Consider the following 17,735-nt stretch of genomic DNA (forward strand, 5'->3'; position numbering starts at 1 on the left):
GTGATACCATTCATTATCTGTGAAAAAACCAAGTAAAATATACCGCATAACAGCAGGCTCCCTTCTGCTTTTTATTCTTGCCTTAGGACTATTGTTTGGCTTTTATAACGAAGAGCTGCCAAAGGGGGAACAAGGCCCCAAAGCGGATGCCTTGGCAAAGAAAATGCTAACAGCAATACAGGAAGATAATTATAAAAACACTTCAATATTAGAGTGGTCTTTTGCCAGGGGGAAACATCAATATGTATGGAACAAGGAAGAAAACACTGTTAGGGTCCTATGGGACGAATATAGGGTTCATTTAAATTTAAAGCATCAAGGCAAGAGTAGGGCGTATAAAAACAACAGGCTTCTCAAGACCGAGAAACAGCAAAAAATAATACAAAAAGCAACCGATTACTTTAATAACGATTCTTTTTGGTTAGTTGCTCCTTTCAAAGTTTTTGACCCTGGTACCGAACGTCGTTTAGTAACTTTAAAAGATGGCTCCCAAGGTTTATTGGTCACCTATACCCAAGGAGGAACGACCCCTGGGGATTCTTATTTATGGCTCTTAGGACCAGATGCTGTTCCAAAAAGCTTTAAAATGTGGGTGGAAATAATTCCTTTAGGCGGATTGGAAGCTAGTTGGGAGGGTTGGCAAAAAACGGCAGCAGGAGTCCTCTTACCCAGTAGTCACCAAATAGGCCCTATCACCATTGGTATGGGAGCAGTGAAGGCCTATTAGAACATGGCTTCTAAGGAGGTGTTCTCCTTATTTTCCTACACTTTTTAGTGAGAATAGGAAAAAACAATAAAAGTCTAATATGTTTATTGGGTAACCGAAAATCTATTGCAGTACGCCTAAATTTTAACTTGGAAGTTTCAAAAATCCGTATCTTGAAAATTGGTGCAAAAAATAAATTACCGTCCATACCATCAAACCGCCAAAGGTCATGAAACATACTATTACAGTGCTATTTGGGCTATTCTTTCTTTTGTCCTGTACTTTTACAAAAAAGGAGCCTCTAAAAGAATATATCATTGCTTATAATGTCTATGTCCCGGATAGTATCCATGACGACAACTATGATATTTTTACCATGAAAATGGATGGTACGTATAAAAAAAACATTACGGATCATCCCGATGTTGCTTGGACCTATCTCTCACATGGCGATAAGATCTATTTTGTAAGTGATAGGGACACCACTACTAGGACCTTTTTTCTTTATGAGATGGATCACCGAGGCGAACAAATTAAAAAGATTTCCAATTTTCAGTTACGCGACAGTTGGATGGGAACTAGAAAACACGGACAAGAACTAATCGTAGTCCCCCACCCTAAGGTAGATTCCTTGCTTTATTTGATAAATACCGAGGGAGAGATCTTAAAAAAAATAAATCCGGGCACCCCATATTTTTCCGATCCTTCTTTTTCCCCAGACGGAGAATGGATTGCCTTTGTAGGGAGTAATAAGAAATCGAAAAAGGAAGATGGATACCAGGCAGAAATATATGTGGTAAACACCGATGGCAATGGCCTAAAAAAATTAACCAACTACCCTACTACCGATACTACTGCAGAATGGTATGCCTACAAAGCCGGACCACCGCGCTGGCATCCCACAGAAAACTTTATAAGCTATCAAAGCAAACAACAGGGAAAATACAGCTTATATGCGGTATCCCCAGACGGAAAGCAACAATGGAAATTAACAGACAATAGCCAGAATGAAGGATGGCACAGTTGGAGTCCTGATGGAAAATGGTTGGCCATTGAGTTTTTTGATGAGGGACAAGATCAATTTCATATCGGTCTAATGAACTGGCGTACCAAAGAGATGCAGGTATTAACGGACACTAGCTTTAAATTCCAACAGGCCCCTGTATTTTTGGAGGTTGATGGCAATAAAAACTAAGAAGCTATACCGCTCAACCAATTGTTTTTTACTTTAATCTATGTACGCTATGAAAACGAAAAAAGTGTTGCTCCTACCCTTCCTGATAATATTTACGTGTCTTTTAAGTTGTAGAGAAACTCCTAAACCAACCCAAAAAATTTCTTCCATAGAAACCCCTTCGGGCACCATATCCTTTCTATCTAACCGAGACGGGAATTTTGAAATATATACCATGACCGCCGATGGAAAGAATATAAAGAACCTTAGCAACAATAATGCAACCGACTATGGAAACTCTTGGTCGCCCGATGGAAAACAACTAGTATTTTATTCGGACCGTGATGGGAATAAGGAACTATATTTTATGAATGCCGATGGTACCGACCAAATTAATATTTCCAAGCATCCTGCCAACGAATATGTACCAAGCTGGTCCCCAGATGGGCATAAAATAGTTTTCACCTCGGATAGAGACCATTCGTCCCGTGAAATCTATGTCATGAACACCGATGGCTCTAAGGTAACACGCTTGACCCATGATGAAGATTATAACGAAAGTCCTTCTTGGTCCCCCGATAGGAGCCAAATAATTTTCACCAAACAATTAAAAGATCCAAACGATCCCTCTCATGCTTCCAATGGGGAAATTTTTATCATGGACAGTGATGGCAAAAACGAAAAACGATTGACCCACAAAAAAGGATATGATTCTGGTGCTGTTTTCTCGCCCAATGGAAAAAAGATTGCTTTTTATGGCCTGAGCGAGCAAGATCAATGGGATCTCTTTTTGATGGATGCCAATGGCGACAACCTTATTAATTTGACCAACGATAGCGCCGAAGATTATTCCCCTTCCTGGTCACCCGACGGGCAATGGATTGCCTTCACTAGCGGACATCCAAAGCAGTACGATGTTTGGATTATACACCTCAGCACTAATAAAAAACTCCGTTTGACCAAGGATCCTACAAGAAACCAAAATCCGGTTTGGCGCCCACAATAAACAAATAGCTTATTATTTTCAAGAAAATCTTAAATTTAAGCTTTTGTTTAAAAAACAAAGAAATTGTCTCGTTGCATACGAGTTATATCCTTAGACCGCCATGAAGAAAACTCTATTTCTTATCATCTTTCTTTTGCTTAGCCTTCCCTGTTTGGGTCAGAAAGAAGCTTATATCCTTTATAACGCCAAAGGAAAGAAGGTTTCTTATAAAAAGATGCTAAAGACCTTGGCAAAAAAAGACATCGTTTTATTTGGAGAAATCCACAACAACCCTATTTCCCATTGGCTACAAAGGGAGGTTACCGCAGACCTCCATAAGGACCACCAACTTATTTTGGGAGCAGAAATGCTCGAGGCCGACCAACAAACGCTATTGGATGATTATTTAAACGGCCGTATTAGCGCCAAAGAACTGGAAACAATTGGCCGCTTATGGTCTAACTACCATACGGACTATGCTCCATTGGTAAATTTTTCCAAAGAAAAGCAACTAGCCTTTATTGCCACCAATATTCCTAGGCGGTACGCTAGCCTGGTTTTTAAAAATGGTTTTGAAGTATTAGACTCGCTTCCTACCCAAGAAAAACAATGGATAGCCCCCTTGCCAATCGCTTTTGACAGTGAGCTTCCTACTTATAAAAATATACTTGGTATGATGGGCGACCATGGTTCCCCAAAGTTAGTTATGGCACAAGCCATTAAGGATGCGACCATGGCGCATTTTATTCTTAAAAACTATAAAACCGACCATGTATTCATCCATTATAACGGCAATTACCACTCGGACCATTATGAAGGTATGTTATGGTATTTAAAAAAAGAAAACAACGCTTTAAAGTATGCCACCATTTCCACGGTATCCCAGGAAGATATTGCTGTTTTATTAGAAGAAAACAAGCATTTGGCCGACTTTATCATTTGTGTAGATAGTCATATGACCACCACTTATTAGGTTTTCTGTTGTTCTATCTGTTTTTATATTGATATTTATAGTCAGTTCAATAGATTTCTCCCAGGAATCCCAATAAGGCAGAATCTTAATATTAGCACTTTAAAAGCCATTAGTTCCTTTTAAGCGGTTCGTCCTTATAATTCTACATTTCAGGAATAAAAATTTTCTGGTAGTCCTTACTATTCGGAACTTAATAACTACCTAAAAAAACCGTATTATGAAGCTTTTGATCATTGGAGGGACCGGAAAAACGGGACGTCAACTTATAGCGCAGGCACTAGAACAAGGACACCAAGTGACAGCCATGGTACGCAAGCCCGGAAAAGTAAAGCTTACTCATTCTCATCTTCGAGTATGCAAAGGCAACGTTCTATCCTTACCAGACCTTACAGCAGCCGTTCAGAATCAAGACGCAGTGCTATCGGCACTTGGTCATAAACGGTTTTTTATTAAAACCAGTATCCTGTCCCAAGGCACGAAGAATATTATCTTGGCCATGGAAAAACAGCAAGTAAAACGTCTTATTGCGATTACTTCCTTAGGGATTAACGATAGCCGCTATAAACTTGGGTTGTATTATACCCTCTTTGTGATCCCTGTAATTTTATGGTTTTATTTTAAGGATAAATCCAAACAAGAAAAACTTATCATGGAAAGCAATTTAGACTGGACTATTGTTCGTCCAGGACAACTGACTAATGGAAGAATGAAATCCGATTACCAAGCTGGTGAAAAATTAGGCCATTATATCCTTACTCCTTGCATCTCAAGAGTCAGTGTAGCCGATTTTATGTTAAAACAACTGAATGACAACACCTATATACACAAAACTCCCGCTGTAATAAATTGAATTGGACATAGGCAAAGACCTTACTCATCTTATCCCAGGACGAAACCTCCTTCCCTACTGGTATATTCATTAATTTTGTAGCTTATCAAATCACTTATATAAATGGGCCTTGGTCCACTTTTATTACTATGAATACTACATTAACTTTTAGAACCGCAAAACCAACAGACAAGACTTTTGTTGCTCCGCTTATGATTCAGGCCATGGAAGAGTTGGCCCTAAAATTTGTGAATGGGAAACGGGCCTCGGATGCGGTTGCCGTTTTTGAGTATTTTTTTGCACAGCCCCAAAACATCTATAGCTACGAAAACACCTTGGTAGCCGAAGACCATACGGGGATCGTAGGTTCTATCACCGCCTATGACGGTGGCCTGTTTCAGCAACTGCGACAGCCCTTTACATCATACTTACAGGAGCATTACAACTTTAGTATGGCCTTGGAAAATGAAACTGCGGAAGGGGAATATTATATTGATACCATCAGTGTAGCGCCCAACAAACAGGGGTTAGGGATAGGAAAAGGGCTTATCGGCACTTTAATACAGCATGCTACAAAAAGAGGCTACCAGAGAATAGGTTTATTGGTCGATGTTTCTAACCCCAATGCAAAACGCTTGTATGAAAAGTTGGGTTTTATAACCATAGGGATCAAAACTCTCTTGGGCGAAGCTTATGAGCATCTGTTGTATCAAGTGGAAGCTTAATGCTTTTATAACTCTTAAAAAACCACAACCATGGTAGTTATAGTATGGTTGTGGTTTTTTTTATAAATAATGCTCCCAGTCTTTCCAAACCACCTCTAGGCCTTGTGCTTTTAACATCTCAGCTACGGCTTCGGTACTGCGTTCATCTGATATCTCGAACTGTTCCAAGGATTGTTTTTCTACTGTATAGCCCCCGGGGTTGGTTTTAGATTCTGCACTGATAGAGGTAATCCCCAAATTGACGATATGGTTTCTAAATATTTCACTTTCTCGGGTCGAAATAGAAAGCTCTACATCCTCATCCAAGAGTCTATAAGCGCAAATAAGCTGTACCAAATGCGGATCTGTCATCGCCACTTTTGGCTCTAATCCCCCTGAATGTGGTCTTAGTCTAGGAAAGGAAATAGAATACTTTGTTTTCCAATAGGTCTTTTGGAGATATTTTAGATGCAGGGCCGTAAAAAAACTATCGGCACGCCAGTCTTCCAAACCAAATAATGCGCCAAGGCCTATTTTATGCACCCCCGCCTTTCCCAATCTATCGGGAGTCGCCAACCGATAATCAAAATTGGATTTTTTGCCTTTGGGATGGTGTTTTTTATATTCATCCCTATGATAGGTTTCTTGGTATACCAGCACTGCATAGAGGCCACTACCCTTCAGCAGTTCATAATCTTCTTGCTCTAAGGGCTGTACTTCTATGGTGATATTAGAGAAGTGCGAACGAATCAATTGAATGGCATTGTCAATGTAAGCTACCCCTACAGTTGTATTCGCTTCTCCGGTGACCAGTAAAATATGGTCATAGCCTTTAGATTTTATATAGTCTACTTCTTGTAGTATTTCTTTATCGGTAAGGGTTCTTCTTGGAATTTTATTGGTTAGGCTAAACCCGCAATAGGTACAGATATTTTGGCATTCGTTGCTCAAATACATGGGCGAATACATTTGTATGGTATTCCCGAAGCGTTTTTTGGTAAGCATACGGCTTATTTGGGCCATTTCTTCTAAAAATGGTGCTGCTGCCGGTGAAATCAAGGCCTTAAAGTCTTCCAGATCCCGGTTGGGGTTATCTAGAGCGTTCCTTACGTCCTTTGCTGTTTTAGCATAGATGCTTTTTAGGGTTTCGTCCCAATTATAGGTATCGAATAAATCTTGAAACATGGGCTGTCTAATTACTTAAAAAGCTGGTTAGTGGACTACTACCGGATGCTATTTGAACTACGGGTGCCAATTTGGCCTTATAGGCCATTCTACCGGCCTCTACGGCCATTTTAAAGGCTTTTGCCATGGCTATGGGGTTTTGAGATACTGCAATAGCGGTGTTCACTAGGACCGCATCGGCCCCTATCTCCATGGCCAAGGCGGCATGTGACGGACTTCCGATTCCGGCATCAACGATGACCGGCACCTTGCTTTGGGCTATTATTATTTCTAAAAACTCCAAGGTTTTTAAGCCTTTATTACTTCCTATGGGAGCTCCTAAAGGCATTACACATTGCACCCCCACATCTTCTAAGCGTTTGCACAAAACGGGATCGGCATGGATATAGGGCATGACCACAAAGCCGAGTCTTACCAATTCCTCGGCTGCTTGTAATGTTTCTATAGGGTCTGGCAATAAGTATTTGGGATCGGGATGTATTTCTAATTTTATCCAATTGGTCTCTAGGGCTTCCCTAGCCAACTGGGCAGCAAAAACAGCTTCTTTTGCCGTTCTAACTCCAGAAGTATTGGGTAACAAACTCATGTTAGGGTGATTGAGATGGGTTAAAATATCATCATTTTCATCCTTTATATCTACCCGTTTTAGGGCCACGGTGGCCAATTCGCTTTCCGAGGCCAACAAGGCTTCCTTCATTAAAAGGGAAGTATTGAATTTACCGGTTCCGGTAAACAATCTGGAATTAAATTCCTTTCCTGCTATGGTGAGTATATCGTTGTTCATGCGTTTTTTTAGTTTTTTTATACTGTATATTTTATATGCTGGTCGCCATATACCTCTTTTGGACATATTGCCTTAGCTGGGCTATACTTTCTGCCGATGTATTCGTTAGGAGTCCGGATACGGCAAGACCAAAAATTCCCGTGTCCAACAACACCTCAACATCTTCCTTTACAACACCTCCAATGGCGTATACAGGCACCTTGTGGCCTTTGGCACTGAGGGCAGTGATTATCTTTCTGATCCCTTCTGTCCCCAGCACGGGGCTTAGGTTCTTTTTGGTGGACGTAAACTTATAAGGGCCCAATCCAATATAATCGACTCCCGATTCTATAAGTTCTAAACAGTCTTCCAAAGTGTTGGCGGTACCTCCAATTATTTTAGTAGTTCCCAACAGCAAACGGGCATCGGCAATTTTGCTATCCTCCTTGCCTAGGTGCACGCCATCGGCATCTATGGCATGGGCAACCTGTGGATCATCGTTTACAATTAAGGTTGTATCGTTTTCATTACATATTCGCTTTGCCTCCATGGCCGTTTTTAAAACCATGTTCTGGGATATCCCTTTTAACCGCAGTTGTACCAAGCGACAACCTCCACGAACTACGGTGGCTATATTTGTTAAATGTTCCTCGGGAGTTTTTCCCTGGGAGATATAATATAAATGATTCATTTTCTTTTTTTTCAGTGATAGCCCAAGAGGCTGGAATTAGAATTCAGAAAGGATTCTATATTGATTTTAGCCTTTTCACAGGCTTGATGCAAGGATTCCCCTAATGCCAAATAACTCGCTATATAAGAAGACAGTACACAACCAGATCCGTGTTTTTGAAAAACTTTATCGACCTTGGGCGAAAAGCGGTACACCTCATCGTTCGTCAGGTATAATACATCTTCTCCTATTCGGTTTGGGTGATGTCCGCCTTTTAGCAAAAGATTTGCTCTTTGGGTGATTTCGGATATGTTTATAACGATATCCCGGTCTGGAAATAACTCTTGCACCTCTAAATAATTAGGGGTAAGCACATATATTTTCTCCAACACCTGATAAAACTCTGCCCTATCCGAATCGTGAAAACGATAGGATGAGCTAGAGGAAAGAACAGGGTCGAGTACAATTTTTATGTCGTTATTTTTCTGATGTAATACGGTTAGTATAGTGTTTAATACGGTCCAATCTTCTACTACCCCAATTTTCACTACCGTGATGTCAAAGCGATCGAAAAGGAATTCTATTTGTTCCAAAATAACAGTTAGGGTTGTCCAATAAACCGCTTTCAACGACACATCGTTCTGGACAGTAATAGCGGTACAGACAGATAACCCGTAGCAATTTAAGGCCTCCATGGCTTTTATATCTGCGGTAATACCTGCGCCACTTGAGGGATCAAGCCCGGCTATTGTCAATACATAAGGGCGATTTTCCATAAGTGAATTTATTTAATGCATGCCCTGTAGGCCTTTTGTATCCTTTTAAAACTTTTTATGGGATCCTTGGATTGCCATATAGCCCCCAACACCCCAATACCGGAATACCCTAAAGCAACCGCCTGCGCTATTGTTTCTTCTTGGATTCCACCCAAACCGATGATCTTTTTGGGTATTTGGCTTATATCAAAGCCCCTTCCCTGATATCCTTGCTTTGAAATGGAAGAAAAAACCGGACTTAACAAATGATAATCAAATGGAATCTTAGAGTCCGACAACACTTCTGGTTCATGAAAGGAACTACTAACCGTAAAACCCTTGTCCTGATACCTTTGCACATAGGGCAGCAGCTCTTCTTTTAAATCGTTTCGCAACTGTTCTTTTAAATGTATCCCCTTTAGCGCGTAATCCTCGGCCAGGAAATGAAATCCATGTGTTACAATTCTAGGGTAATATGCGTGCTCAATTTGATTTAAATAGCTACGGCATTCTTCCAAGGTTTTTGCAGGTTTCCTAAAATGATAGGATTGTAGGCCTGCCTTAAACATTTGGTTAAGGCGGGAGGTTTCATTTTCCAAGTCTGTTTCCGGGGCTATAAGAACCATCATATTTTTGGGTTAGGGATTGCAGCGGCATCCTTTTTTATTTTTATAAAAAAGATATAGCGGAAAGCCCGACCACGCCATCTGATGGCGTGGGGACCTCCCAAAAAAGTTTACAAATACACTTCGCTACCTTTATCTTTAAATTCCTTAGATTTTTCTTCCATGCCTTTAGCGAAAACCTCATCGTTCTTTATTTCATTGATGGCAGCAAAATCGCGTACTTCCTGAGAAATTTTCATGGAGCAGAATTTTGGCCCGCACATAGAGCAGAAATGGGCAATTTTAGCGCCTTCGGCAGGCAGGGTTTCGTCGTGGTATTCCCTTGCCAATTCCGGATCTAGCGCTAGGTTAAACTGATCTTCCCAACGGAATTCAAATCGCGCTTTACTCAAGGCATCGTCCCTGTGCTGGGCACCGGGATGGCCTTTGGCAAGATCTGCCGCATGGGCCGCAAGTTTATAGGTAACCACCCCAGTCCGAACGTCATCCTTATTGGGCAGCCCAAGGTGCTCCTTAGGGGTAACATAGCACAACATGGCACAACCGAACCATCCGATCATGGCCGCACCGATCCCAGAGGTAATATGGTCGTAGCCCGGAGCGATATCGGTAGTCAGTGGTCCTAAGGTATAAAAAGGCGCCTCGTTACAAGCTTCTAATTGCTTGTCCATATTGGCCTTTATCATATGCATGGGCACGTGCCCAGGACCTTCGATAAACGTTTGAACGTCGTGTTTCCAAGCAATTTTTGTCAGTTCTCCCAAGGTTTCCAATTCTGCAAACTGGGCTTCGTCATTAGCATCGGCAATAGAGCCCGGACGTAGGCCGTCGCCAAGGGAAAAAGCAACATCGTAGGCTTTCATAATCTCACAAATTTCTTCGAAATGGGTATACAAAAAGCTCTCCTTATGATGTGCCAAACACCATTTTGCCATAATAGAACCTCCGCGAGAAACGATACCAGTGATGCGTTTTGCGGTCATGGGTATGTAGCGCAGGCGTACCCCGGCATGGATCGTGAAATAGTCTACTCCCTGCTCTGCCTGCTCTATAAGGGTGTCCCTATAAATTTCCCATGTAAGGTCCTCGGCTTTTCCATTGACCTTTTCCAAGGCCTGATAGATAGGTACGGTACCGATTGGCACCGGGGAATTCCTCACAATCCACTCCCTTGTTTCATGGATATTTTTTCCGGTCGATAGATCCATAATATTATCGGCGCCCCAACGGCATGCCCAAACGGCTTTTTCTACCTCTTCCTCGATACTAGAAGTGGTGGCCGAATTTCCGATATTGGCATTTATTTTCACCAAAAAGTTTCGCCCCAAGATCATGGGCTCACTTTCGGGGTGGTTAATATTGGAAGGCAGCACGGCTCGGCCTCTGGCAATCTCGTCCCGTACAAATTCGGGCGTTATTTTTTCGGGAATACTAGCCCCAAAGCTTTGCCCTTTATGTTGTTCCGACAAACGGGTCATTTCATCGATACGTTGGTTTTCCCTAATGGCAACATACTCCATTTCTGGGGTAATAATACCTTGCTTTGCGTAATATAACTGGGAGACATTCTTTCCTTTTTTGGCTCGTAAAGGCTTTTTAAGGTGCGAAAAACGCAAATAATCCAAGCTTTTGTCATTAAGGCGCTGGTTGCAATACTCAGAGGAAAATTCATTCAACTCTTCTACATCGCCACGATCTAATATCCATTGTTTTCGTAAAGGTTTTAAGCCCTTATGTATATCGATAGCTATATTGGGATCGGTATAGGGGCCGGAGGTATCGTAGATGGTCACCGGCTCATTCGGAATCTTCTTTCCGGTTAACGAATCGGTGGTATCACTGAGCAATATTTCGCGCATTGCTACTTGGAGCTCGGGATAGATTTTTCCGGGTACATAAATTTTTTGGGAACTGGGAAACGGGTGTCTCGTAATACCGTCTTTTTTTGGTGCTGTGTCTTTTGTTTTCATTTTCACATGTTATGGTGCAGGACACAAGGATTTTTCCTTGAGCCCAAGCACAGTTATACTTCGTGTTTAAAAAAATGGAACCTCCTAACCGCCTTGAGTGGCAGTAATGACCAAAACCTTGTCGTCTTGGAACAAACTGGTCTTGGACCAATGGGGTTTTGAAATGATTTGTTGATTTACAGCTACCGCTATACCGTTTAAAGAAAATTGTAGCTGGTCCAAAACCTCTTCGAGCGAAGGAGGTGTTTTAAATTGATGCTCTTTGTCGTTTACTCTAATTGTAACCATACGAATAAAACCTTCCGCTTGGGAAAAGTCGTTTTTAACGTTCATAATTAAATTATGCAAACCAAAAAGGAAGTGTGTGGAAATATAAAAGTGCAGGGCATATCATGCTATGAAGATGCCTGTAAATTTTCCCTACGTTGGTATCAACCAAATCAGGTTCTAAGGATATTTCTCAAACTATTACTAGTTACTCCCAAAGTTTACATGGCGAATATATCATTAAAAATTAAACTCCACTAATTAATTACAATTTAAGCAGCTGTTGTGAATTTTATTAAGTCGCACTTTAAATGCTTTGGATAAGGCAGTAGCATATTTATACTTTCGTCGCTAATGACTACCTTTGTATGGTTTTTTAATATACTATGAATAAAATAAGCTCCAAGACACTTCAAGATTTAGAATTCAATACGGTTTTAAAACAACTTTCGGTTCGTTGTACTACGGAATTAGGAAAGGAAGAGGTTTTGCTTTTAACCCCCTTGTCGAGCAGGGAACATATTTTAGATGCTTTGGGGCAAACCTCGGAGTATTTATCTTCTTATCAGAATGACAATAGCATTCCCCATCATGGTTTTGATTCGGTAAATCAGGAATTAAAACTCTTGAAAATCGAGAATACCACCCTAGAAATTGGAAGTTTCAGGAAAATTGGGAGCATCTTCCACAATGTAGCCACCCATATAAAGTTTTTCAAGAAATTTAAGGACTATTACCCCTTGCTATATAAGGTTTCCGAGACCGTACATTTGAATACGGAGGTACCTACAAAGATAGATTCGGTCATTGATAAGTTTGGCGAGGTGAAGGACAACGCCTCTAATAACTTGCACCAACTACGGATAAACATCAATACGGTAAAAGGCAAGATCAACCAAAGTTTTGCCTCGGCCCTAAGCACCTATCACGCCTCTGATCTTTTGGACGAGATACGAGAATCTGTGGTAGACAACCGGCGCGTACTTGCCGTAAAGAGCATGTACCGCAAAAAAGTTAAGGGTGCGGTTATGGGAACTTCCAAAACGGGAAGTATTGTGTATATAGAACCAGAGGCAACCTTGCGCTATAGCCGAGAACTGGGCAATTTAGAATTTGAGGAGCGGGAGGAGATCCGAAAAATCCTAAACGAGCTTACCAATTTCATTCGCCCTTACGCTAGCGATCTATATGCTTACCAACAGTTTTTGATTCATATAGACATTACCGCTTCCAAGGCTAAGTATGCCTTGGAAATGAATGCGCTATTACCGACCATTAGTGAGAATAGGGAAATGCATTTAAAAGATGCATATCACCCATTATTGTTTTTGAGCAATAAGTACAAAAACGAAAACACCTATCCACAGACCATTGAGCTACATGAGGAAAATAGGATTATCGTTATCTCGGGTCCCAATGCTGGTGGTAAGAGTATTACTTTAAAGACTATTGGACTTTTGCAGTTGATGTTGCAAAGTGGTCTATTGATTCCGGTTCATGAACGGTCCAAGGTGTGTTTGTTCGACCATATTTTAACGGATATTGGCGACAACCAATCTATAGAAAACCACCTGAGTACCTATAGCTACCGTCTTAAGAACATGAATTCCTTTTTGCGGAAGTGCAATGACAAAACCTTGTTTCTTATTGATGAATTTGGAACAGGTAGTGATCCCGAACTTGGCGGCGCTTTGGCCGAAACCTTTTTGGAAGTGTTTTATGAACGAGGGGCTTACGGGGTAATTACTACCCATTATGCCAATTTAAAGCTATTGGCCAACGAATTGCCATATGTTACCAATGCCAACATGCTTTTTGACGAAAAGTCCTTAGAGCCTACCTATAAATTGGTCTTGGGACAGGCCGGTAGCTCGTTTACATTTGAGGTAGCCCAGAAAAACGGAATACCCTATAGTCTGATCAACAAGGCCAAGAAAAAAATAGAGCGCGGCAAGGTCCGTTTTGATGCCACCATTGCCAAATTGCAAAAAGAACGCAGTAAAATGGAAAAAACCGGCTCGCGATTGCAAGAGGAAGAATCCAAGGCAAGGACAGAGGCCCAAAAACTAGAAGATCTAAATTCCAAAATAAAATCGAAACTAGAAAACTACCAGGAACTTTATGATCATAACCAGCGCATGATCTATTTGGGGAATAAGGTAAACACCCTGGCAGAGCGCTATTTTAACGACAAGAAAAAGCGCAGTATGATTTCGGACCTGCTACAAATAGTAGAGACCGAGAATAGCAAGCGCAAAAAACAAACGGTCAAGGAAATAAAGGCCAAAAAAGAGAAAAAAGCCAAGGTAGAGCAAGAGGTCAACAAAAAAGTTGAAGTCATTCGGGAGGAAAAAAAGATTAAGAAAAAGAAGGCGGAGATCACCGAAAAAAACAAGCCACGCCCAGTTTTTAAAATTGGCGACCGGGTACGTTTACTCGATGGCAAGGCCATAGGCAGTATCGATAAGTTAGAAAAAAACAAAGCTTTTATCAATTATGGGCTGTTTACGACCAATGTCAGTGTCGATCAGCTAGAACTGGTAAATTCTGCGGCAAACATTGCCAAGGGAAAAGGCGTTAAAAAATAATAATAAAACAATGGAAGTCCCACAAGGCAAGAAAATAATCCTCTTCGATGGCGTTTGCAATCTTTGCAATGCTTGGGTACAAAATGTTATTAAGCACGATGCTGCCGATACTTTTAGGTTTGCAGCCCTGCAGAGTACCATAGGTCAAAAATTAGTAAAGGAGCGCGGTATAGATGTTACAAAAATAGATTCTATTGTTCTGATAGATCCGGGGGTAGCCTATTACACCAAGTCTACGGCCGCGATCCATATTGTAAAATCCTTTGGCGGATTATGGAGCGCCTTGATGGTGCTAGCATGGATACCGGAAGGATTTAGGAATCTGATCTACGATTATGTTGCAAAAAACAGGTATCGTTGGTACGGGAAGAAAGACAGCTGTATGGCTCCCCAAGAAAGCTTACAGGGAAAATTTCTTTAAAACTATTATGTAGACCAAGGAAAACGAAAGAAATCGGGGATTGTTATTTTACAACAACTCTTATAAATACAAACTGTAATTCATTATAAACGTAATATATACTATGGAATATCGTATAGAAAAGGACACCATGGGCGAGGTTAAAGTTCCGTCCGACAAATATTGGGGAGCACAGACTGAACGCTCTAGAAACAACTTTAAAATTGGTCCATCGGGCTCTATGCCTTTGGATGTTGTCTACGGTTTTGCATACTTGAAAAAAGCCGCTGCCTACACCAATCACGATTTAGGGGTATTGACCAAAGAGAAAAGGGATCTGATCGCGCAAGTTTGCGATGAAATTTTAGCCGGAAAGCACAACGATCAGTTTCCGTTAGTTATTTGGCAAACAGGTTCTGGAACCCAAAGCAATATGAATGTCAATGAGGTGGTTGCCAACCGTGCGCATGAATTGGCAGGGAAAAAGATCGGCGAGGGCGAAAAAACCATTCAACCCAACGATGATGTCAACAAATCTCAGTCTTCCAACGATACTTTCCCTACGGGGATGCACATTGCTGCCTACAAAAAGATTGTAGAAGTTACCATTCCCGGGATCACCCAACTAAGGAACACTTTACACAAAAAGGCTCAGGAATTTGCCAAGGTCGTAAAAATAGGACGTACCCATTTAATGGATGCTACTCCCCTTACCTTGGGCCAGGAATTTTCTGGATATGTTTCTCAATTAGACCACGGTTTACGTGCCTTGAACAACACTTTGGATCATTTAAGTGAAATGGCTCTTGGCGGTACAGCTGTAGGAACCGGATTAAACACTCCAAAAGGATACGATGTATTGGTCGCAAAATACATTGCCGAATTTACAGGACTCCCTTTTAAAACGGCTGAAAACAAATTTGAGGCCCTTGCTTCGCACGATGCCATTGTAGAGAGCCACGGTGCTCTAAAACAATTGGCCGTAGCCCTTAACAAAATAGCCAATGATATTAGAATGATGGCTTCTGGACCTAGATCGGGAATCGGGGAAATTATCATCCCTGCCAATGAGCCGGGAAGTTCTATTATGCCTGGAAAAGTAAACCCTACCCAAAGCGAGGCCTTAACCATGGTTTGTGCACAGGTTATGGGGAACGATGTAGCGATCAGCGTTGGGGGAACCCAAGGCCACTACGAGTTAAATGTCTTTAAGCCTATGATGGCGGCCAATATTTTACAATCTGCCCAATTACTTGGGGATGCCTGTGTTAGTTTTGACGAAAACTGTGCGGTAGGAATAGCGCCAAACCATCAGGTTATAAAGCAGCTATTAAATAACTCTCTAATGTTAGTAACGGCCTTAAACACAAAAATAGGGTATTACAAAGCAGCAGAAATTGCCAATACGGCCCATAAAAACGGCACTACTCTTAAGGAGGAAGCCATCAACCTTGGGTATGTAACCGCTGAAGAATACGACGAATGGGTCAAACCAGAAGAAATGGTAGGTAGTTTAAAATAATTTGGTTTAATTACCAAAACACCGTTTATAAAAAAAGGCCAATCTAGAAAGATTGGCCTTTTTATTTTAATGGGTTTTAGATCTTATTTCAGTTGAAATTTAGAAGTCCCCAAAAGTTTTAGACGGTTATCATACACATTCACCATATAATTTCCTTTTTGAAATTCTCCTGTGGCAGGTTTGTCTATAAAATCACAAACATCCAGAGCGCGGTTTTCATAGTAAAATCCGGTTGCCTTGCTGTAAGTCACCATTCCGCCTGCATCGTTTGTTTTAGAAAAGCTCTCTCCCAAAACATTTCCTTGCGGGTCTAATACTTCTATAAAAAACTCCCTATCTCCGGCCTGTGTGATAATATTATCGGCTACGGTAAAACATACTTTTAATTTGTCCGTTGCCTTGGCTCTAGAGGTAGAAACCAGCTTTCCACTAGAACGCTCTTTAATTGCATCTACCGAAAACTTGGATAAGTTTAAGGCCGATCCTTTTTCAACAGCATCGGCTAATTGAGTGTTTTGAACTACTAGCGAATCATTAAAAACAGTTTGTCTTTCCAATTCGACATAGGTACTATCGCGTTGCATGGCCAAATAAGAATTGGATCTGGTCAAAGAATCGACTTTTCTAAGTAGTTGCTCTCTTTCCTTGGTCAATATTCCCACTTGCTTTCTATAGCGGTATAGAGAACTGATATCTGCTTTCATGGTTTGTACCGAGTCTATGTATTTGGCGATATTGTCACGTGCAGAAACCAACTCCTCGTTGGTGGCATTACTCTCTAAGATTGCCTTATCGTACTCCGACTTTAAACTAGTCAAATCTTCAACGACCAATTCTTTTTCTTTGGTCAGTAAGGCAGTAGTTTTTTGTTTGTCCTGATATAAACTTACGGTATAGATCAGCACTCCAATTAAGACAACCCCTAATAACCCCGCGATAACTTTTAATCCATTATTGCTTTTTGCTTCTGTCATAATCTAAATTATTATTTATTTCTTTTGTTATTTTTTTTTTAAAAACATTACAACCATATGTATATACGATCTAATGATGTTTTTAGATTCCTACAGTATATAAATATTTTCATACCAAATTTATAAAATGAATTGTTAACTTTATACTTATTATACTTTTATTCTATGAAGTCATTAAAAATCCTTCCTTTTAGTTCCCAATATGCTGCAGATTTCAAAAATCTTAACATAGCGTGGCTAGAGCAGTACTTTTATGTTGAACCAAAAGATATCAATCTTTTGGAAAACTGCGAAGAAACCATCATAAATAAGGACGGATTCATCTATTTTGCGCAATACAACGATGAAATTGTAGGATGTTTTGCATTGTTACAATTGAGTCCCACAGAATATGAACTAGGAAAAATGGCAGTGACCACCAAATATCAAGGATTAAAAATTGGTCAGACGCTTATGAACTTTGCCATAGAATTTGCCCATCAAAAACAATGGCACAAACTTGTTTTATATTCTAGCACCAAATTAGAGAATGCCCTTCATATCTATAGAAAATATGGTTTTAAGGAGGTAGTACTAGAAAGCGATATCCCGTTTGATCGCAGTGATATAAAAATGGAACTGGTTTTAGATTGAAGCCTTGATTC

At 40.7% G+C, this 17,735-nt stretch carries 18 protein-coding genes and 1 riboswitch; of the genes, 10 read left to right on the plus strand and 8 right to left on the minus strand.

Annotated features, from left to right (window positions below; translation table 11 throughout):
• Window positions 1–19: 19 nt before the first annotated feature.
• From BUA16_RS04855 to BUA16_RS04880, 6 genes are all read left to right on the plus strand, one after another.
• Window positions 20–727, plus strand: coding sequence for a hypothetical protein (locus BUA16_RS04855; protein WP_143150460.1), 708 nt, complete (start codon window positions 20–22; stop codon window positions 725–727).
• 208 nt (window positions 728–935) lie between these two features.
• Complete coding sequence (locus BUA16_RS04860) at window positions 936–1,901, plus strand: DUF5050 domain-containing protein (protein WP_072763516.1); 966 nt, start codon at window positions 936–938, stop codon at window positions 1,899–1,901.
• A 49-nt stretch (window positions 1,902–1,950) separates the two neighbouring features.
• On the plus strand, window positions 1,951–2,886 hold the full coding sequence (locus tag BUA16_RS04865; protein ID WP_072763517.1) for a DUF5050 domain-containing protein: 936 nt from the start codon (window positions 1,951–1,953) through the stop codon (window positions 2,884–2,886).
• A gap of 100 nt (window positions 2,887–2,986) precedes the next feature.
• Window positions 2,987–3,838, plus strand: coding sequence for a ChaN family lipoprotein (locus tag BUA16_RS04870; RefSeq protein ID WP_072763518.1), 852 nt, complete (start codon window positions 2,987–2,989; stop codon window positions 3,836–3,838).
• A 217-nt stretch (window positions 3,839–4,055) separates the two neighbouring features.
• The gene (locus BUA16_RS04875) at window positions 4,056–4,688 is read left to right on the plus strand and encodes an NAD(P)-dependent oxidoreductase (protein WP_072763519.1); all 633 of its coding nucleotides are present in this window, start codon (window positions 4,056–4,058) and stop codon (window positions 4,686–4,688) included.
• Between the two features lie 128 nt (window positions 4,689–4,816).
• The gene (locus tag BUA16_RS04880) at window positions 4,817–5,392 is read left to right on the plus strand and encodes a GNAT family N-acetyltransferase (protein ID WP_072763520.1); all 576 of its coding nucleotides are present in this window, start codon (window positions 4,817–4,819) and stop codon (window positions 5,390–5,392) included.
• Between the two features lie 60 nt (window positions 5,393–5,452).
• Here the strand turns inward: BUA16_RS04880 and thiH are convergent, their stop codons facing one another.
• The 7 genes from thiH to thiS all read right to left on the minus strand — a co-directional run bounded on the left by thiH (window position 5,453) and on the right by thiS (window position 11,673).
• Window positions 5,453–6,556 carry a 2-iminoacetate synthase ThiH gene (thiH, locus tag BUA16_RS04885; protein WP_084668437.1) on the minus strand — a complete coding sequence of 368 codons (1,104 nt, stop codon included), beginning with the start codon at window positions 6,554–6,556 and terminating at the stop codon, window positions 5,453–5,455.
• Between the two features lie 7 nt (window positions 6,557–6,563).
• Window positions 6,564–7,340 carry a thiazole synthase gene (locus tag BUA16_RS04890; protein WP_072763522.1) on the minus strand — a complete coding sequence of 259 codons (777 nt, stop codon included), beginning with the start codon at window positions 7,338–7,340 and terminating at the stop codon, window positions 6,564–6,566.
• A gap of 31 nt (window positions 7,341–7,371) precedes the next feature.
• The gene (gene thiE, locus BUA16_RS04895; RefSeq protein ID WP_072763523.1) at window positions 7,372–8,010 is read right to left on the minus strand and encodes a thiamine phosphate synthase; all 639 of its coding nucleotides are present in this window, start codon (window positions 8,008–8,010) and stop codon (window positions 7,372–7,374) included.
• Window positions 8,011–8,021: 11 nt separating this feature from the next.
• Window positions 8,022–8,765 (minus strand): hydroxymethylpyrimidine/phosphomethylpyrimidine kinase, encoded by a 744-nt coding sequence (locus BUA16_RS04900; protein ID WP_072763524.1) that lies wholly within the window; start codon window positions 8,763–8,765, stop codon window positions 8,022–8,024.
• Between the two features lie 8 nt (window positions 8,766–8,773).
• Window positions 8,774–9,373: a thiamine phosphate synthase gene (locus BUA16_RS04905; RefSeq protein ID WP_072763525.1), complete on the minus strand. Its 600-nt coding sequence runs from the start codon at window positions 9,371–9,373 to the stop codon at window positions 8,774–8,776.
• Window positions 9,374–9,480: 107 nt separating this feature from the next.
• Window positions 9,481–11,340: a phosphomethylpyrimidine synthase ThiC gene (gene thiC / locus BUA16_RS04910; RefSeq protein WP_072763526.1), complete on the minus strand. Its 1,860-nt coding sequence runs from the start codon at window positions 11,338–11,340 to the stop codon at window positions 9,481–9,483.
• Window positions 11,341–11,424: 84 nt separating this feature from the next.
• On the minus strand, window positions 11,425–11,673 hold the full coding sequence (gene thiS, locus BUA16_RS04915; RefSeq protein WP_245795520.1) for a sulfur carrier protein ThiS: 249 nt from the start codon (window positions 11,671–11,673) through the stop codon (window positions 11,425–11,427).
• Window positions 11,674–11,740: 67 nt separating this feature from the next.
• A riboswitch (TPP riboswitch) is annotated at window positions 11,741–11,833 on the minus strand.
• A 160-nt stretch (window positions 11,834–11,993) separates the two neighbouring features.
• On the opposite strand from thiS, the gene BUA16_RS04920 reads away from it, so the two are divergent.
• The 3 genes from BUA16_RS04920 to fumC all read left to right on the plus strand — a co-directional run bounded on the left by BUA16_RS04920 (window position 11,994) and on the right by fumC (window position 16,117).
• The gene (locus BUA16_RS04920; protein ID WP_072763527.1) at window positions 11,994–14,195 is read left to right on the plus strand and encodes an endonuclease MutS2; all 2,202 of its coding nucleotides are present in this window, start codon (window positions 11,994–11,996) and stop codon (window positions 14,193–14,195) included.
• 10 nt (window positions 14,196–14,205) lie between these two features.
• On the plus strand, window positions 14,206–14,616 hold the full coding sequence (locus tag BUA16_RS04925) for a thiol-disulfide oxidoreductase DCC family protein (protein ID WP_072763528.1): 411 nt from the start codon (window positions 14,206–14,208) through the stop codon (window positions 14,614–14,616).
• A 103-nt stretch (window positions 14,617–14,719) separates the two neighbouring features.
• Entirely contained in the window at window positions 14,720–16,117 is a 1,398-nt protein-coding gene (fumC, locus tag BUA16_RS04930; protein ID WP_072763529.1) for a class II fumarate hydratase, read from the plus strand.
• An 83-nt stretch (window positions 16,118–16,200) separates the two neighbouring features.
• Here the strand turns inward: fumC and BUA16_RS04935 are convergent, their stop codons facing one another.
• On the minus strand, window positions 16,201–17,091 hold the full coding sequence (locus BUA16_RS04935) for a hypothetical protein (protein WP_072763530.1): 891 nt from the start codon (window positions 17,089–17,091) through the stop codon (window positions 16,201–16,203).
• A 165-nt stretch (window positions 17,092–17,256) separates the two neighbouring features.
• On the opposite strand from BUA16_RS04935, the gene BUA16_RS04940 reads away from it, so the two are divergent.
• A complete protein-coding gene (locus BUA16_RS04940) occupies window positions 17,257–17,724 on the plus strand; it encodes a GNAT family N-acetyltransferase (protein ID WP_072763531.1) in 468 nt (155 codons plus the stop codon).
• Window positions 17,725–17,735 lie beyond the last annotated feature (11 nt).

Source organism: Arenibacter nanhaiticus, assembly GCF_900141935.1.
Classification (GTDB): Bacteria; Bacteroidota; Bacteroidia; order Flavobacteriales; family Flavobacteriaceae; genus Arenibacter; species Arenibacter nanhaiticus.

Excerpts from the sequence above, each read along its gene's own strand:
- BUA16_RS04860 (WP_072763516.1), top strand. The coding sequence starts at position 936 with ATGAAACATACTATTACAGTGCTATTTGGGCTATTCTTTCTTTTGTCC.
- BUA16_RS04865 (WP_072763517.1), top strand. The coding sequence starts at position 1,951 with ATGAAAACGAAAAAAGTGTTGCTCCTACCCTTCCTGATAATATTTACG.
- BUA16_RS04870 (WP_072763518.1), top strand. The coding sequence starts at position 2,987 with ATGAAGAAAACTCTATTTCTTATCATCTTTCTTTTGCTTAGCCTTCCC.
- BUA16_RS04875 (WP_072763519.1), top strand. The coding sequence starts at position 4,056 with ATGAAGCTTTTGATCATTGGAGGGACCGGAAAAACGGGACGTCAACTT.
- BUA16_RS04880 (WP_072763520.1), top strand. The coding sequence starts at position 4,817 with ATGAATACTACATTAACTTTTAGAACCGCAAAACCAACAGACAAGACT.
- thiH (WP_084668437.1), bottom strand. The coding sequence starts at position 6,556 with ATGTTTCAAGATTTATTCGATACCTATAATTGGGACGAAACCCTAAAA.
- BUA16_RS04890 (WP_072763522.1), bottom strand. The coding sequence starts at position 7,340 with ATGAACAACGATATACTCACCATAGCAGGAAAGGAATTTAATTCCAGA.
- thiE (WP_072763523.1), bottom strand. The coding sequence starts at position 8,010 with ATGAATCATTTATATTATATCTCCCAGGGAAAAACTCCCGAGGAACAT.
- BUA16_RS04900 (WP_072763524.1), bottom strand. The coding sequence starts at position 8,765 with ATGGAAAATCGCCCTTATGTATTGACAATAGCCGGGCTTGATCCCTCA.
- BUA16_RS04905 (WP_072763525.1), bottom strand. The coding sequence starts at position 9,373 with ATGATGGTTCTTATAGCCCCGGAAACAGACTTGGAAAATGAAACCTCC.
- thiC (WP_072763526.1), bottom strand. The coding sequence starts at position 11,340 with ATGAAAACAAAAGACACAGCACCAAAAAAAGACGGTATTACGAGACAC.
- thiS (WP_245795520.1), bottom strand. The coding sequence starts at position 11,673 with ATGAACGTTAAAAACGACTTTTCCCAAGCGGAAGGTTTTATTCGTATG.
- BUA16_RS04920 (WP_072763527.1), top strand. The coding sequence starts at position 11,994 with ATGAATAAAATAAGCTCCAAGACACTTCAAGATTTAGAATTCAATACG.
- BUA16_RS04925 (WP_072763528.1), top strand. The coding sequence starts at position 14,206 with ATGGAAGTCCCACAAGGCAAGAAAATAATCCTCTTCGATGGCGTTTGC.
- fumC (WP_072763529.1), top strand. The coding sequence starts at position 14,720 with ATGGAATATCGTATAGAAAAGGACACCATGGGCGAGGTTAAAGTTCCG.
- BUA16_RS04935 (WP_072763530.1), bottom strand. The coding sequence starts at position 17,091 with ATGACAGAAGCAAAAAGCAATAATGGATTAAAAGTTATCGCGGGGTTA.
- BUA16_RS04940 (WP_072763531.1), top strand. The coding sequence starts at position 17,257 with ATGAAGTCATTAAAAATCCTTCCTTTTAGTTCCCAATATGCTGCAGAT.